This is a genomic window from Streptomyces poonensis (genome assembly GCF_014650915.1).
GTDB lineage: Bacteria > Actinomycetota > Actinomycetes > Streptomycetales > Streptomycetaceae > Streptomyces > Streptomyces poonensis.
The window spans coordinates 33002-47158 of record NZ_BMVW01000023.1 but is presented as its reverse complement, the minus strand read 5'-3'; the positions used below and the strand labels follow the sequence as shown (position 1 = coordinate 47158).

The window sequence follows — 14157 nt, the reverse complement described above, 5'->3', positions numbered from 1 at the left end:
ATCCCAGAGCGGTCCGCCCCGGGACGGAACCTGCACAGAAGGGCAACCTCACGATGTTGAGGTAGATGGTCACCGTGGTCGGCTGCGCCGCTGCCGCGGTCATGCTGCTCGCCGGAACCGGTGCCGCACACCAGGGAGACGGCTCCAACGAGTCCCCGGACTACCGGAAGCAGACCATGCTGTCGATGTCGACGACCTCGGTCAGCCTGCTGCCGACACCGTCCGTGATGTTCCGGACGAAGCTGACCGAGGCACACACGGGCAAGCCGATCGTCGGCCGGCGGATCGACTTCTACGGCGGGGGCTACGCCATCTGTCAGGCCAGCACCGACCGGCAGGGCTGGGCGAGGTCAACGGGGCGGAGAACTATGGCCCCCAGACCCTCAAGGAGATCGCCGCGGGGTATGAGGCCGTGTTCACCGGCGACGGTGTCTATGCCCCCACCGCTCAGCACGCCCCGGCCACCATCGGCACCAACGCACCGCTCTAGGCCGAACCCCCTGCGCCTGCGGGCGGGGCAGAGGCCGGTCCGGGTGCCACCTTCCCGGGCCGGCCTCTGCCCCGGAGGGCGGAACCCGTACAGGGAAGGAACCTCATGATGAAGAAGACGCTCACTGTCGTGGGCTGCGCCGCTGCCGCGGTCATGCTGCTCGCCGGAACCGGTGCCGCGCACCAGGGAGATGACCGGAAAGAATCCCCGGATCACCAGAAGCAGACCATCCTGTGGATGTCGACCACATCGATCAGCCTGCTGCCGACTCCGTACGTCAGCCTGAAGGCGAAACTGACCGAGGCGGACACAGGCGAACCGGTCGTCGGCCGGCGGATCGACTTCTACGGCGGGGGCTACGCCCTGTGCCAAGCCGACACCGACCGGCACGGCTGGGCCAGGTGCAACGGGGCGGAGAACTACGGCCTCCAGACCCTCAAGGAGATCGCCGCGGGGTATGAGGCCGTGTTCACCGGCGACGGTGTCCATGCCCCCACCGCTCAGCACGCCCCGGCCACCATCGGCACCAACCTGACGTGACGGGAACGATGACGACCGGGGTGTCCTCCGGACCGTCCAGGCGGTACCGGAGGACGGGCGGCCGCGTCTCACCCACCGCCCCACCGCCTCGCGCCGTGGACAGCTCGCTCAGAAGTCGTCCGTCGCGCCCAGGCCCGTGAGGGCGCCCACCGGGTCCGGGTCGGGGGTGCCGCGGGGCCACCAGTCGTCGCGGTCCGGCTCCGACTCGTAGGGGTACCACAGGCCGTCGCGGCCCAGGCGGAGCTGGACATGGCCGTGGGGGTGGGTGAGGCGGTTGCGCCAGGGGCGGAAAGCGGGGAGGTCGGCGGCCCGGAGGAGCGGCCGCGCGCGGTCGAAGCGGCCCGCCGGCGGGTCCCAGGGCTCTTCGAGGACCGCGAGCCCGTCCGGCCCGCCCTGACGCCACGCGGCCACCGCGCGGGCCAGGTCGGCCGGGGCGCGGCCGGTGGCGGAGGCGAGGGAGGAGTAGAGGGCGCGGGTGGCTGCGGTGAGTCCGGAACCGGGGCGGGCGGCGGCGAGCCGTACCGCGTCCTGCCAGAGCGTGAGGTCGGCGACCGGGTCACGGCCGGTGGTGAGCAGCGCGTGCGCGCGGGCGGCCGCGTCGGTGGCCAGCTGGTCCAGGGCGAACGGGTCGGGGCCGCCCGGCGCGCCCGGGTATACCGGGGGCTGTTCCGGGTGCGGGGGCGGGGGCAGCGGTGCCGGCAGCGGCGGGAGCGGGCGCTTGGCCAGGGCGTCGCGGGCCCGTACGCCGGGCAGGGGCGCCGGATCCTCGTCCTGGGCGGCGCGTGCCGCACGGGCGGCGCTCCGCCGGGACAGCGCGTCGAGCAGTTCGCGCTCGCCGCGGCCGCGCAGGAGGAGCAGGACGAAGGGGTCCTCGTCCAGCAGCCGGGCCGTCTGGTAGCACAGCGCGGCCGCGTGCTTGCAGGGGTGGCCGCGGTCGGGGCAGCTGCAGCTCGGTTCCAGGTCGCCGGGGCCGGGCAGCAGCCGTACCCCGCACTCGGCGAGGGAGTGGGGCATCTCCTTGTCGAGCAGCGCGGCGATGTGACCGGGCCGTTCGGCCGCCGCGTCCAGGAAGCGCTCCCAGTCGGCGTCGGAGAGCGTCCGCAGCCGGACCTGGGTGCGGTACGGCCGTGCCCTGCTGCCCTGCACATAGCCGAGGACGAGGCCGGGGGTGACCGTGATCGCGTCCACGTGCCCCTGCCGGGCGTACGTCCGTCCGCGCCCGAGCCGCGCCGCGTCGAGGGCGCCCTCCTCCAGGGCCTCCACCCAAGCGTTGCCCCACCAGGTCTCCGCGAACCGCTCCGTGTGTCCGGGACGCGGCGGGAAGGCGGCGAAGGTGCGCCGCAGGTCGCCGTCGCGGGCGGGCGCGGCCATGGAGCGGGGTACACGGCTTGAGCCCGTCGCACCGGATTCGGGCGCCTGACCGGCAGAAGTACCGGTCGCCACGTGTCGTTCCGCATCGTGCTCCGGGGCGTCGCCCGCGAGCGTCTCCCGTCCGTCGTCCCGTCCCTCGTCCCGTCCGTCGGCGGCAGGCAGCTCGAAGGCTCCCGCGAGCAGGGCCCGTAGGTCCTCGGCCCGGTTCCCCGGTGTCTCGCGCCGGGTGCCGCGGCCCCCGGCAGGACGGGCCGTCGCGGAATCGGCAGAACGGGACGTCGCGGAGGCCCTTGCCGGGCGCGCCCGCCCGGTTCCGTCCCCCTCCTGCTCCGTCCGTGCCTCCCGGGCCACCTCGCGCGCCGCCCGCAGGGCCTGCCGTGCCACGTCGCCCGGACGCGCCTCCTGCCGCGCCGACTCGACGTCGGGCGCCTCCACGCCCATGCCGCGCGCCGCCCGCAACGCCTCCCGCGCCACGTCCCCCGGACGCGCTTTCCCGTGCACCGGCTTCTGGGACACCGGCTTCCCGCCCACCGGCTCCTCGGGCACCGGCTCCTTGTACACCGTCCCGTCGCTGTCCGGCTCGGACGCGGCAGGAGGGGCGACCGGCGTGACGGGCCGGTCCGCGGGCGGCTGTGTCTCCTCCGCGTCCCGCTCCCTGGCGGCCCGCTCCCGCGCGTCCCGCAGCGCCCGGCGGGCGACGTCGGCCGGGCGGCCCGCACTGGCCGGACGGTCCGCATCGGCCATGCGCTCCGCGCCGCCGCGCGGCTTCTCCGTCCCGTTCACGCCGGCCTCCGCAACGACACCAGATCGGTCAGCTCCCGGTCCGTCAGCTCGGTGAGGGCCGACTCGCCGGAGCCCAGGATCGCGTCGGCCAGGGCCCGCTTGGACTCGAGCATCTCCGCGATGCGGTCCTCGACCGTGCCCTCGGTGATGAGGCGGTGGACCTGGACCGGCTGGGTCTGGCCGATGCGGTAGGCGCGGTCCGTGGCCTGCTCCTCCACGGCCGGGTTCCACCAGCGGTCGAAGTGGATGACATGGCCGGCACGGGTGAGGTTGAGACCCGTGCCCGCGGCCTTCAGGGAGAGGACCAGGATCGGGGTCGCGCCGTCCTGGAAGCGGTCGACCATCCGCTCGCGCTCCTTGACCGGGGTGCCCCCGTGCAGCATCTCCACGGGGATCGCGCGGGCAGCGAGGTGCTCGGTGATCAGGCGGGCCATGCCGACGTACTGGGTGAAGACCAGCGCCGAGCCGTCCTCGGCGAGGAGGGTGTCCACGAGCTCGTCCAGCAGGGCGAGCTTCCCGGAGCGCGCCGCGAGCCCGTCGCCCGCGCCGTTTCCCGCCTTCGTGTCCCCGTCCTTCAGGTACAGCGCCGGATGGTCGCAGATCTGCTTGAGCGCGCCCAGCAGCTTCAGCACCAGGCCCCGGCGGGCCATGCCCTCGGCCGTCTCGATGGCGAGCATCGACTCGCGCACCACCGCCTCGTACAGCGCTGCCTGCTCGCGGGTGAGCGGCACCGGGCGGTCCGTCTCCGTCTTGGGCGGCAGCTCGGGGACGATGCCCGGGTCGGACTTCTTGCGGCGCAGCAGGAAGGGGCGGACGAGGCGGGCCAGGCGGTCGGCCGCCTCCTGGTCCTCGCCGGTCTCCACCGCGCGTGCGTGGCGGGCGCGGAAGGACTTCAGCGGGCCGAGGAGTCCGGGGGTGGTCCAGTCGAGCAGGGCCCACAGCTCGGAGAGGTTGTTCTCCACGGGGGTGCCGGTGAGGGCCACGCGCGCGGGTGCCGGGATGGTCCGCAGGGCCTTCGCGGTCGCCGAGTACGGGTTCTTGACGTGCTGTGCCTCGTCCGCGACGACCATGCCCCAGGGCTGGGCGGCCAGCAGGGGCGCGGCCGTGCGCATGGTGCCGTACGTGGTGAGCACGAAGCCGCCGTCCAGGTCGCCCAGGGTGCGCTCGGCCCCGTGGTAGCGGCGGACCGGTACGCCGGGCGCGAAGCGGGTGATCTCCCGCTGCCAGTTGCCGAGCAGGGACGCGGGGCAGACGACGAGGGTGGGCTCGCGGCGGGCGCGGCGCACGTGCAGCGCGATGACCGTGACGGTCTTGCCGAGGCCCATGTCGTCGGCGAGGCAGCCGCCGAGGCCGAGGGAGGTCATGAGGTCCAGCCAGGCGAGGCCCCGCAGCTGGTAGTCGCGCAGCCGGGCGGCCAGCCCCGGCGGCGGCTCCACGGTGCCCACGCCCGCCGTCAGCCGGTCCCGCAGCGCCGCCAGCGCGCCCGTCGGCACGGCCGCCACCGTCTCTCCGTCCACCTCCGCGCTGCCGGTGAGGGCGACGGAGAGCGCGTCGACGGGGTCGAGCAGGCCGAGCTCGCGCTTGCGGGCCTTGCGGACGAGGGCGGGGTCGACGAGCACCCACTGGTCCCGCAGCCGGACGACCGGACGGTGCGCCTCGGCGAGGGCGTCCATCTCGGCGTCGGTGAGGGGATCGCCGCCGAGCGCCAGCTGCCAGCGGAACTGCAGCAGGTCCTCGCTGTCGAAGAAGCCCGTGCCGTCGGTGGCCGAGCCGGGCGCGGGGCGGACCACGGCCGTGGCGCTCAGGTCGCGGGCGAGGTCACGGGGCCAGTGCACGGCGACCCCGGCCGCGCCGAGCCGGGTCGCGGCGACACCGAGCAGGTCGTTCAGCTCCTCCTCGGACAGCGCGAGGACGTCGGGCACGTCCTGCTCGCACAGCCGGTACAGCGGAGGCCACACGCGGGCCGCGCGGCGGACGGCCAGGGCGGCGTCCACACGCGCGCGGGGCCCGAAGGCCATTTCCGCGTCCCCTGCCCACAGGGCGGCGGCGTCCGCTACGAGCGTGGGGTCGGCGAGGCTGTGCACCTGGACGACGGCCGCGCCGGCCCGCCGGGCGTCCTCGGTGTCGTCGAAGAGGGCGTGCGCCGACAGGTCGAGCCGCAGCGAGATCCGCACCCCCGCGTCCATGCCCGCGGCGACCTCCGCCGCCCAGTCCCGCGCACGGGGCAGCCGCTGCGCTCCGGCCGCCGCGAACGGCCTGCCGGAGACGTGCGGCGCGGCCGGGGTACGCGGCAGCGTGTCGGCGACCGCGTCGAGGAAGGCCCGCATCAGCGCCTCGGGCTCGGGCAGCCGGAGCGGGCCCCTGCCGGGGAGCGGGACGGCGTGGCCTTCGTACGGGAGGGCCGCGGCCACCGCCCTCAGGTGGGCGATGTCGTCCTGGTCGAGGGGTCCGGCGCGCCACGCGTCGTAGCCCTGGGCGGTGAGACCGGGCAGCAGCCGGCCACGGGCGACGAGCCGCAGGGCGTGCAGCGCGGCCGCGCCCCAGCAGGCCGTGGCGGGGTGCGCGGCGGGGTCGCGGCGGGCCCGGACGAGCAGCGGCAGCGCCTCGCCGAGCGGCAGCGACACGGCGGGGACCGCGGCCCTGCGGACCTGGCTGCCGTGCGGGCGTACGACCGTGATCCCGGACACCTCGGGGGCCGGCCGGACGGCCTCCTGGGCCCCGCTTTCCGGTGCGGGTCCCGCCGTGTCGTCCTCCGGTCCCGCGAAGCCGCCCTCCGGGTCCCAGAAGGCCATCCGCCCCTGCCGCGGCAGGGGCGCGGGCAGGAAGACGGCGGCGAGCCGCACGGACACGTCCGTGGCGCCCGCCGCGGACGCGGTGTGCTCACCGCTCACGGCCGTCCGCACAGCCACAGCCCCGTCCCTCATACGCCCGGTCACCTCCCGCCCGGCAAGTCGGATCAGACGTCTTCGACTCTACGGGCGGGGTCTGACAATCGGTCCCGGACCCCGGGGCCGGTGCGGCACCGCGTCAGGGCGTCGTCCGCGACACCACGTACACCATCGGGTGCTTGGGGTTCGACCGGTTGACGACGACGGTGTGCGTCGGCGCCGGGTTCTCCTGCTCGTGGACGAGCCCGAACCAGGGGCCCTCGCCGGAGAAGTCCCAGCGGACGGTCTTCCGGTCGCGGGCGCTGATGGCGATCTCGTCCTCCTCCAGTGCGTCGGTGCTCGTACCGATGTTCCTGAGGAACCGGTCCAGGCCCTCGTTGCTGGTGAGGAACTGCACGTACAGGCGGCTGGTCTTCCAGTTGTTCGTCTCGTAGTAGGCGACGTCGGCCGAGTACCCGGGGACGGGCACCTGGTAGAGGCGGCGCTGGAGGCGGGAGGGCCAGCCGGCGGTGAGACCGGTCGCCGAGTACTTCTCCTCCTTGTCCCGGCCGCTGTCGCGGCTCTGGTTGGCGGAGATCACCAGGTAGCCGGCGGGCACGCCGATCAGCAGGACGATGATCAGCAGGGTCAGCGCCCGCCGCCGGATCCGGTGGCGCCGGTCCTCCGGCGGGCGGGACGGCTCCTCCGGCGACGACGGCTGGCGCGGCAGGGTGGGCGTCGTGGGGGTCATGCGGAGTCCTGGGTGGTACGGCGGGTCTCCGCGTACCGCGCGTAGCGTTCGTAGCGCTCCACGCGGCGGCGGTTGGCGCGGCGGAAGCGGCGGGCGACGAGCCGGGCCAGGTCAGCGGCACCGACCATGCCGGCCTCCGGGCCGAGCTGGGCGCGCGCGATCCGGGCCTCCGGGCGGTAGCCGCGGCCGGTCAGATGGCGCCGGAAGGCGTCCCGGGCGGGGGCGATGAGCAGGTCGTCGGCCGCCGAGACACCGCCGCCGATCACGAAGCAGGACGGGTCGAGGGCCGCGGCCAGGTTGGCGATGCCGACGCCGAGCCACTGGCCGATGTCCTGGAGCAGCTCGATGCACATGGCGTCGCCCTCGCGGGCCAGCTCGGTGATCATCGGGCCGCTGATCTCGGAGATGTTGCCCTTGACGTGCTCGATGATCCCGTACGCCACCGGCGAGTCGGCGGCGGCCAGCTCCCTGGCCTCGCGGACCAGCGCGTTGCCGGAGCTGTACTGCTCCCAGCAGCCGCGGTTGCCGCACGGGCAACGGTGGCCGCCGGGCACGACCTGCATATGGCCGAACTCGCCCGCGACGCCGAACTTGCCCCGCTTGACCTGCCCGTCCTCCAGGATGGCGCCGCCGATGCCGGTGCCGAGCGTGATCATGACGAGGTGGTCCTCGCCGCGGCCGGCGCCGAAGCGCCATTCGGCCCAGGCGGCGGCGTTGGCGTCGTTGTCGACGAGGACGGGGACGGCGAGACGGCCGGCGAGGCGGTCGCGCAGGGGCTCGTTGCGCCAGGACAGGTGGGGGGCGAACAGGACGCGGTTGCGGTCGGCGTCGACCCAGCCGGCCGCGCCGATGCCGACGGCGTGCACGTCGTGCCGGTCGGAGAGGTCCAGGACCAGCTCGACGATGGTGTCCTCGACGACCTGGGGGCTCTTGGACTTGTCGGGCGTCTCCGTACGGAGCTTCTCCAGGATGTTGCCGTCGGCGTCTACGACGCCCGCCATCACCTTCGTACCGCCGATGTCGATGCCGACCGTGGGCACGCGGGGCGCGGACAGGTGCGAACGGCGCTCGCGCGTGCCCACGGTCCGCAGGACGGTGGCCCGGGCGGAGCCGCGGTGTGTGAAGTCGCGGTAGGTGCTCATCGCGCCGATTCTGCCCTACGCCCTCACGAGGCGCGCCGTGGGGCGCCCGCGACGTCACCGACACGCACGCACGCGCGCGGGAGCCTCATCGGGAGCACACCGAGGTCAGGAGCACGCCATCAGGAGCGCACCGAGGTCAGGAGCGCACCGGTGAGTCCCGTCACGAGCGGACGAGGAGCTGGAACTCGAACGAGTAGCGCGAGGCGCGGTACGTGTGCGTGCCGTACTCCACGGCGCGGCCCGTGTCGTCGTACGTGATGCGCTGCATGGTGAGCAGGGGCGCGCCCGCGGGCTCGCCGAGCCGCTCGGCCTCGGCGGGGGTGGCGGCGCGGGCACCGACGGTCTGCCGGGCGCTGTGCAGGGTGATACCCGCGGCGCGCATCAGCCGGTAGAGGCCGGTCGCCTCGAGCTGCCCGGTCTCCAGCTCGAGCAGGCCGGTGGGCAGGAAGTTGCACAGGTACGCCATCGGCTCGCCGTGGGCCAGCCGCAGCCGCTCCACGCACCGCACCTCGCTGCCCTCGCCCACACCGAGCCTGGCCGCGACCTCGGCGGTGGCGGGCACGTGGGTGTGCGCGAGCACCTGGGTCGCGGGGCGCTGGCCGGCCGCCTCCAGGTCGTCGTACAGGCTGCTGAGCTCCAGCGGGCGCTTGACCTGGCTGTGCACGACCTGGGTGCCGACCCCGCGGCGGCGGACCAGCAGGCCCTTGTCGACGAGGGACTGGATGGCCTGACGGACGGTCGGCCGGGACAGGCCGAGGCGGCCCGCGAGCTCGATCTCGTTGCCCAGGAGGCTGCCCGGGGTCAGCACGCCGTGCTCGATCGCGGCCTCCAGCTGCTGGGACAGCTGGAAGTACAGCGGGACCGGGCTGTTGCGGTCGACGCTGAGCTGGAGCGGGACGGTCTGGTCCACTTCTGGTTTCGGCACGGCCCGAGCGTAGCTCCGGTGCTGGTTGACGGGAAGCTGTGCAGTCACATTGTCCGGACAAACAAGGGAGGGCTGGGCGAGCAAAGGGCGCCCGGACGAACAAGGGGTTGCGTGGACGAACGAAGCGCCCGGACGGCTGCCGTGCGTCCGTCCCCCGGTCACCGACCGTCTCACCAGCGCACCGGCAGGCTCCGCACCCCCCGTATCAGCGTCCCCGGCAGCCAGTCCCCGGGCCGCCCGTCCAGCGCCAGGTCCGGGCAGCGCTCCAGCAGGGCACGCAGGGCGATCCGGGCCTCCAGCCGGGCCAGCGGCGCGCCCAGGCAGTAGTGGAGGCCGTGGCCGAAGGCGAGGTGGCCCTGGGGTGCGCGGCGGATGTCGAACCGGTCGGGGGCCGGGAAGCGGGTGCCGTCGCGGTCGGCGGCCGTGAGGCCGATCATCACCGGGTCGCCCGCCGCGATGGCGGTGCCGGCGATGTCGAGCGGCTCGGCGGCATAGCGGAACGTGGCGTTCTCCACCGGTCCCTCGTAGCGCAGGATCTCCTCCACCGCGCCGTCGAGCAGGGTCATGTCGGCGCGCAGCGCGGCGAGCTGGCCGGGGTGGGCGAGCAGTGCGTGCACGCCGTTCGCGATGAGGTTGACCGTCGTCTCGTGGCCCGCTAACAGCAGGACGTAGGCCATGCCGCGCAGCTCTCGCGCCGACAGCCGGTCGCCGTCCTCGTCCGTCGTGCGGATCAGGTCGCTCAGCAGGTCGTCCGCGGGCGGGGAGCACCGCTTGTCCTCGATCAGCTCGTCCAGGTAGGCGGCGAGCCGGACGATCGCGTCGTGCTCGCTCTCCGCGCTCGTCGGCGCCACCGTCTCCGTCGACAGCGCGCGGAACAGCTTCCGGTCGAGCTCGGGTACGCCCAGCAGCTCACAGATGACGGTGATGGGCAGGGGGAACGCGAACGACTCCACGAGGTCGGCGCGGCCCTGCGGCAGCATGGCGTCGAGCAGTGAGCCGGTGATCTCCCGCACCCGCGGCCGCAGCCGCTCCACGCGCCGCCCGGTGAACTCGCGCGCGATCAGCCGCCGTAGCCGCGTGTGCTGCGGCGGATCCGCGACCAGCAGGTACTTGCCGATGAGTTCCTCGTCGAGCGGCGTGAAGCCGGTCTTCGAGACGTCCTTCGCCAGCCGGCCGTCGGCGAGCGCCGCCCGCGCCTCCTCGTACCCGACGACCAGCCACGTCTCGTGGTGCGCCATCGGCGGCGGCAGCCGCACACGGTGCACCGGGCCGCGGGCGCGCAGCTCCGCGTACACCGGATGCGGGTCCTCGGTGAACCTCGTCCCGTACTCCCCCAGTTCGACGATCTCCCCCATGCGTCTCCCCCTTCGCCACCGACGGCACGCGCTTCCCGCAGCACGCCTCCATGCCGTCCAACGGCCGGGACGCCCCGCTAGTGCCCGTCCTCCTCCAGCAGCCCCGCGTCGTACGTCAGCAGCGCGATCTGCACCCGGTTGTTGAGGCCGAGCTTGGCGAGGATGCGGGAGACGTGCGTCTTGACGGTGGCGACGCTCATGAACAGGGCGGCGGCGATCTCGGCGTTGGAGGCGCCGCGGCCCACGGCGACGGCGACCTCGCGCTCACGGTCGTTGAGGAGGGTGATCCGCGCGCGTGCGCCCGCGCGGCGGGTCACGGGTCCGCTCCCGGCGGCGTGCTCCATCAGCTGGCGGGTGACCGTGGGCGAGAGCACGGGGTCGCCGGCCGCGATCCGGCGCACGGCGTCGACGAGTTCCGCGGGCGGGGTGTCCTTCAGGAGGAACCCGGCCGCCCCCGCACGGAGCGCCCGCAGTACCTGCTCGTCGGCGTGGAAGGTGGTGAGGACGACGACCTGGGGAGCGTCGGCGCGGCCGCGGAGCCGTTCGGTGGCCGTGAGCCCGTCGACCGTGGGCATCCGGATGTCCATGAGGACGACATCCGGGCGGGTGCGGTCGACGAGTGCCTCGACCTCGGCGCCGTCGGCGGCCTCACCGACGATGTCGATGTCGTCGGCGCCGCCCAGCATGAAGGTCAGGCCGGCTCTCACCAAGGGGTCGTCGTCCACCAGGAGCAGTCGGATCGCAGTCATGCGGCCTACCGTAATGACGCGCGCGTGACAGGGGGTTCGGTATGCCGGCACGTCAACGGCGTCAGCCCCACGGCAGCCACGCCCGCACCTCGAAGCCCCCGTCCGCGGTCGCCCCGTGCTCCAGCCGGCCGCCCGCCAGCGTGGCGCGTTCGGTCAGGCCGATGAGTCCCTGACCGGAGCCGGGGACGGACGGGACCTCGCCGGGCGGCGCCGGGTTGCGCACCGCGACGGTGAGGCCGTCGCCCGGGGCGCCCGCGACGGACACGGTGACCTCCGCGCCGGGCGCGTGCTTGCGGGCGTTGGTCAGGCCTTCCTGCACGATGCGGTACGCGGTGCGGCCGACGGAGGCGGGCACGGCGGCCGGGTCGGTGACACGGTGGTCGAGGACGACCTTCGTACCGGCCTCGCGTGACTCGGTGACCAGCGTTCCGAGGGCGGCGAGCGTCGGCTGGGGGCGTCCGGCGTCGTCGGGGTCGCCCGCGCGCAGCACGCCGATGATCTCCCGCAGGTCCTGCAGCGCCTCGTGCGCGCTCTCCCTGATCACGCCGGCCGCCCGGGCGACCTCCTCGCGGGGCGCGTCGGGCCGGAACTCCAGGGCGCCCGCGTGCACGCTGAGCAGGGTGAGACGGTGCGCGAGCACGTCGTGCATCTCGCGCGCGATGGCCTCCCGCGCGAGCCGCTGCGCCTGCTCGGCCCGGAGCGCGGCCTCCGTCTCGGCGCGCCGGGCCCGGTCCCGCAGACTCAGCATGAGCTGTCGCTTGGAGCGGACGAACAGGCCCCAGCCGAAGAGCGCGAGGCTGATCACCGTCCACAGGAACACGGCCGCCGGGAAGGGGAGCCCCGGTTCGGGGCGCCACCAGAAGTAGAGCGGGACGAGGGCGAGGGAGACGCCCCCGATCCAGGCGGTGTACCGGAACGGACGGTGCACGGCGAGCGAGAAGAACGCGATCAGCGTCGCGCCGCCCCCGGTGTCCGATACCACGCTGACCGGCAGCATCGCCAGGGCCAGTCCCACCGGCCAGCGCCGGCGCAGCCAGACCGCGGCACAGGCGAGGGCACCGATCAGCTGGTCCGCGACGGCCAGGGCGTGGGGCACGCCGGAGTTCCGGGACAACTCCTCGGCGGCGGTGATACCGATGGCGACGGCCAGGAAGAAGGCGGTGAAGTCGACGGCCCAGTCCCGTACGGTGCGCCGGGGCCGGCCCGAGCGCCGGAAGGTCCCGGGCCGCTCCGGGTCGAGCGCGGCGGCGAGGGCCGACGGCAGCAGCCAGCGCGGCCCGGTCGGCACGCGCGCGGACGACACCGGGACCTGCGGTACGAACGTCGGACGGTCACCCTTCACAGTCGACGAATCTACGCACGCACGGCTCCCGGCACCCCCTCTCCACCCCTGCGCACCACCGATCGGCGACCAAAGTCGCGCTCGTGCAGACTTTCGACGACCGGCTCCGCCACGACCGGGGACTTCCGTCGGGCACACCTCGCCCCGCGGCCGATGACGTGGGGGGGTCCGCGGGGCGAGGATCTCGGACATGAGGAAGTTGCTGGGATTTCTCGGGTTCATCGCCCTGGTGCAGGGGCTCGGCGGTCTGGTCGGTGCGCTCACGGACCGGCTGCGCTGGGGCTTCGTACACCGGTGGAGCGCCTTCGACGGCTACGAGATCTATGTGAGTGTCGTGCTGCTCGTACTGGCCGTCGCCCTGTTCGCCGCGGCCGAGAGCCGTGGGACCGGCTGACCGCGGCGGAACGGGCGGCGTCAGCAGCCGTGGTCGACCAGGTCGAACGACGCGTAGTGGTCCGCGGTGTAGTAGTCCTCCTGGTACGCCTGACCCGTGACGATGCGGCGGGCGCCGCGCGTGGCGGAGCCGGGGGTCTTCACCGTGTACTCGTGGTAGTAGCCGGTGGAGTGGCTGGGCAGGATGCCTTCCCGGTTCTGGAAGACGGCGCCGTCCTGCGAGTAGGGGAAGGGTCCGCCCGACTCGATCAGGTCGAGGGTGTCGTGCGCCTGGGACGGAAGGTCGCTGTAGCAGATGTCGCCGACCGCGGCGGCGGACGTGCTCGCGGCGGTCGCCGGGCCGGCGGCGGTGACGGTGCCGCCGATCAGCAGAGCGGACAGGAGCGCGGCGGTGGCGCCGAAGCGAGTGGTACGCGGGGGGAATGTCATGACCTCATGATGACGCGCGTAGAGCATGGCATGTCAATGACAACAACCCTGACTTCCCGGGCTGGTCCCGAGCGCTTTCCGAGGAGTTCACCCTCGCCGGATGCCGCCCTCGCCGGACACCCGGACCACCCGGCCCGGATCCGCCCGAGGTCGTCGTCCGTTCACCGCCAGCACGGACGGTGCCGGACCGCTGGGATGAGGGGCATGACTTCACTACTTCCTCTGCAGGACAAGGTGGCCCTGGTGACCGGCGGAAGCCGGGGTATCGGGGCGGCGACGGCACTGCGGCTCGCCCGGGAGGGCGCCGACGTGGCGATCACGTACGTACGGGACAAGGACGCGGCCGAGGACGTCGTACGGCGCGTCGAGGCACTGGGGCGGCGCGGGCTCGCGCTGCGCGCGGACGCCGCGGACGCCACGGAGGCGCCCGGGGCGGTGGGCCGCACCGTGGACGCGTTCGGCCGGCTCGACGTCCTGGTCAACAACGCCGGCGCCGGACTCCTCGGGCCCCTGGACACGCTGTCCCCGGCGGACGTCGACCGCCTCCTCCACGTGAACGTCCGCGGGACGTTCCTGGCCTCCCAGGCGGCGGCCGCCCGGCTGGGCCACGGCGGCCGGATCATCACGATCGGCTCGTGCATGACCCAGCGGGTGCCCGGCCCGGGCGGGACGCTCTACGCCACCGGCAAGTCGGCGCTGACCGGCCTGACGAAGGCGCTGGCGCGGGAGCTGGGCGACCGGGGGATCACCGCCAACATCGTGCATCCGGGCCCGATCGACACGGACATGAACCCGGCGGACGGCCCGTACGCCGCGGACCAGGCCGCCCTCACGGCCGCGGGCCGCTTCGGCACGGCCGACGAGGTGGCGTCGATGGTCGCGTACCTCGCGGGCGCCGAGGCGGCGTACGTCACCGGGGCGGAGTTCGCGGTGGACGGCGGCCACGCGGCCTGAGGGGCGCCGCCCGGCGGGCGGCACGGGTGAGACGGGCGGGGCGCAGGACCACAACACCGCGCCCCG

The 14157-nt window shown here is 74.2% G+C and carries 12 protein-coding genes; 3 read left to right on the top strand and 9 right to left on the bottom strand.

The window, feature by feature from the left end; translation table 11 throughout:
• The first annotated feature begins 595 nt into the window (after positions 1 to 595).
• Positions 596 to 1030: a hypothetical protein gene (locus IE242_RS34540; RefSeq protein WP_189866562.1), complete on the top strand. Its 435-nt coding sequence runs from the start codon at positions 596 to 598 to the stop codon at positions 1028 to 1030.
• Between the two features lie 108 nt (positions 1031 to 1138).
• Here IE242_RS34540 and IE242_RS34535 read toward each other — a convergent pair whose 3' ends face one another.
• The 8 genes from IE242_RS34535 to IE242_RS34500 all read right to left on the bottom strand — a co-directional run bounded on the left by IE242_RS34535 (position 1139) and on the right by IE242_RS34500 (position 12315).
• A complete protein-coding gene (locus tag IE242_RS34535; RefSeq protein WP_189866618.1) occupies positions 1139 to 3145 on the bottom strand; it encodes an SWIM zinc finger family protein in 2007 nt (668 codons plus the stop codon).
• Positions 3146 to 3180: 35 nt separating this feature from the next.
• Positions 3181 to 5976, bottom strand: a complete 2796-nt coding sequence (locus IE242_RS34530) for an SCO1167/SCO6262 family helicase (protein WP_373299666.1) — start codon at positions 5974 to 5976, stop codon at positions 3181 to 3183.
• A gap of 235 nt (positions 5977 to 6211) precedes the next feature.
• Positions 6212 to 6802: a sugar kinase gene (locus IE242_RS34525; protein ID WP_189866558.1), complete on the bottom strand. Its 591-nt coding sequence runs from the start codon at positions 6800 to 6802 to the stop codon at positions 6212 to 6214.
• Complete coding sequence (locus IE242_RS34520; protein ID WP_189866556.1) at positions 6799 to 7944, bottom strand: ROK family glucokinase; 1146 nt, start codon at positions 7942 to 7944, stop codon at positions 6799 to 6801. The genes IE242_RS34525 and IE242_RS34520 overlap by 4 nt, the downstream gene beginning before the upstream one ends.
• A 160-nt stretch (positions 7945 to 8104) precedes the next feature.
• The gene (locus tag IE242_RS34515; RefSeq protein ID WP_189866616.1) at positions 8105 to 8854 is read right to left on the bottom strand and encodes a GntR family transcriptional regulator; all 750 of its coding nucleotides are present in this window, start codon (positions 8852 to 8854) and stop codon (positions 8105 to 8107) included.
• A gap of 185 nt (positions 8855 to 9039) precedes the next feature.
• Entirely contained in the window at positions 9040 to 10224 is a 1185-nt protein-coding gene (locus tag IE242_RS34510; protein WP_189866554.1) for a cytochrome P450 family protein, read from the bottom strand.
• 77 nt (positions 10225 to 10301) lie between these two features.
• On the bottom strand, positions 10302 to 10973 hold the full coding sequence (locus IE242_RS34505; RefSeq protein WP_189866551.1) for a response regulator: 672 nt from the start codon (positions 10971 to 10973) through the stop codon (positions 10302 to 10304).
• Between the two features lie 61 nt (positions 10974 to 11034).
• Positions 11035 to 12315 carry a sensor histidine kinase gene (locus tag IE242_RS34500; RefSeq protein ID WP_373299661.1) on the bottom strand — a complete coding sequence of 427 codons (1281 nt, stop codon included), beginning with the start codon at positions 12313 to 12315 and terminating at the stop codon, positions 11035 to 11037.
• 190 nt (positions 12316 to 12505) lie between these two features.
• On the opposite strand from IE242_RS34500, the gene IE242_RS34495 reads away from it, so the two are divergent.
• Complete coding sequence (locus IE242_RS34495; RefSeq protein WP_189866547.1) at positions 12506 to 12709, top strand: hypothetical protein; 204 nt, start codon at positions 12506 to 12508, stop codon at positions 12707 to 12709.
• 20 nt (positions 12710 to 12729) lie between these two features.
• On the opposite strand, the gene IE242_RS34490 is transcribed toward IE242_RS34495, so the two are convergent.
• Positions 12730 to 13137 (bottom strand): ribonuclease domain-containing protein, encoded by a 408-nt coding sequence (locus IE242_RS34490; protein WP_189866545.1) that lies wholly within the window; start codon positions 13135 to 13137, stop codon positions 12730 to 12732.
• 204 nt (positions 13138 to 13341) lie between these two features.
• Here IE242_RS34490 and IE242_RS34485 point away from each other — a divergent pair, with 204 nt between their 5' ends.
• Positions 13342 to 14091 (top strand): SDR family NAD(P)-dependent oxidoreductase, encoded by a 750-nt coding sequence (locus tag IE242_RS34485; protein WP_229859823.1) that lies wholly within the window; start codon positions 13342 to 13344, stop codon positions 14089 to 14091.
• The last annotated feature ends 66 nt before the right edge of the window (positions 14092 to 14157 follow it).

What these genes read in the sequence shown, in the direction of transcription:
- IE242_RS34540 (WP_189866562.1), top strand. Translation starts at nt 596, where the DNA reads ATGATGAAGAAGACGCTCACTGTCGTGGGCTGCGCCGCTGCCGCGGTC.
- IE242_RS34535 (WP_189866618.1), bottom strand. Translation starts at nt 3,145, where the DNA reads ATGGCCGATGCGGACCGTCCGGCCAGTGCGGGCCGCCCGGCCGACGTC.
- IE242_RS34530 (WP_373299666.1), bottom strand. Translation starts at nt 5,976, where the DNA reads ATGGCCTTCTGGGACCCGGAGGGCGGCTTCGCGGGACCGGAGGACGAC.
- IE242_RS34525 (WP_189866558.1), bottom strand. Translation starts at nt 6,802, where the DNA reads ATGACCCCCACGACGCCCACCCTGCCGCGCCAGCCGTCGTCGCCGGAG.
- IE242_RS34520 (WP_189866556.1), bottom strand. Translation starts at nt 7,944, where the DNA reads ATGAGCACCTACCGCGACTTCACACACCGCGGCTCCGCCCGGGCCACC.
- IE242_RS34510 (WP_189866554.1), bottom strand. Translation starts at nt 10,224, where the DNA reads ATGGGGGAGATCGTCGAACTGGGGGAGTACGGGACGAGGTTCACCGAG.
- IE242_RS34505 (WP_189866551.1), bottom strand. Translation starts at nt 10,973, where the DNA reads ATGACTGCGATCCGACTGCTCCTGGTGGACGACGACCCCTTGGTGAGA.
- IE242_RS34495 (WP_189866547.1), top strand. Translation starts at nt 12,506, where the DNA reads ATGAGGAAGTTGCTGGGATTTCTCGGGTTCATCGCCCTGGTGCAGGGG.
- IE242_RS34490 (WP_189866545.1), bottom strand. Translation starts at nt 13,137, where the DNA reads ATGACATTCCCCCCGCGTACCACTCGCTTCGGCGCCACCGCCGCGCTC.
- IE242_RS34485 (WP_229859823.1), top strand. Translation starts at nt 13,342, where the DNA reads ATGACTTCACTACTTCCTCTGCAGGACAAGGTGGCCCTGGTGACCGGC.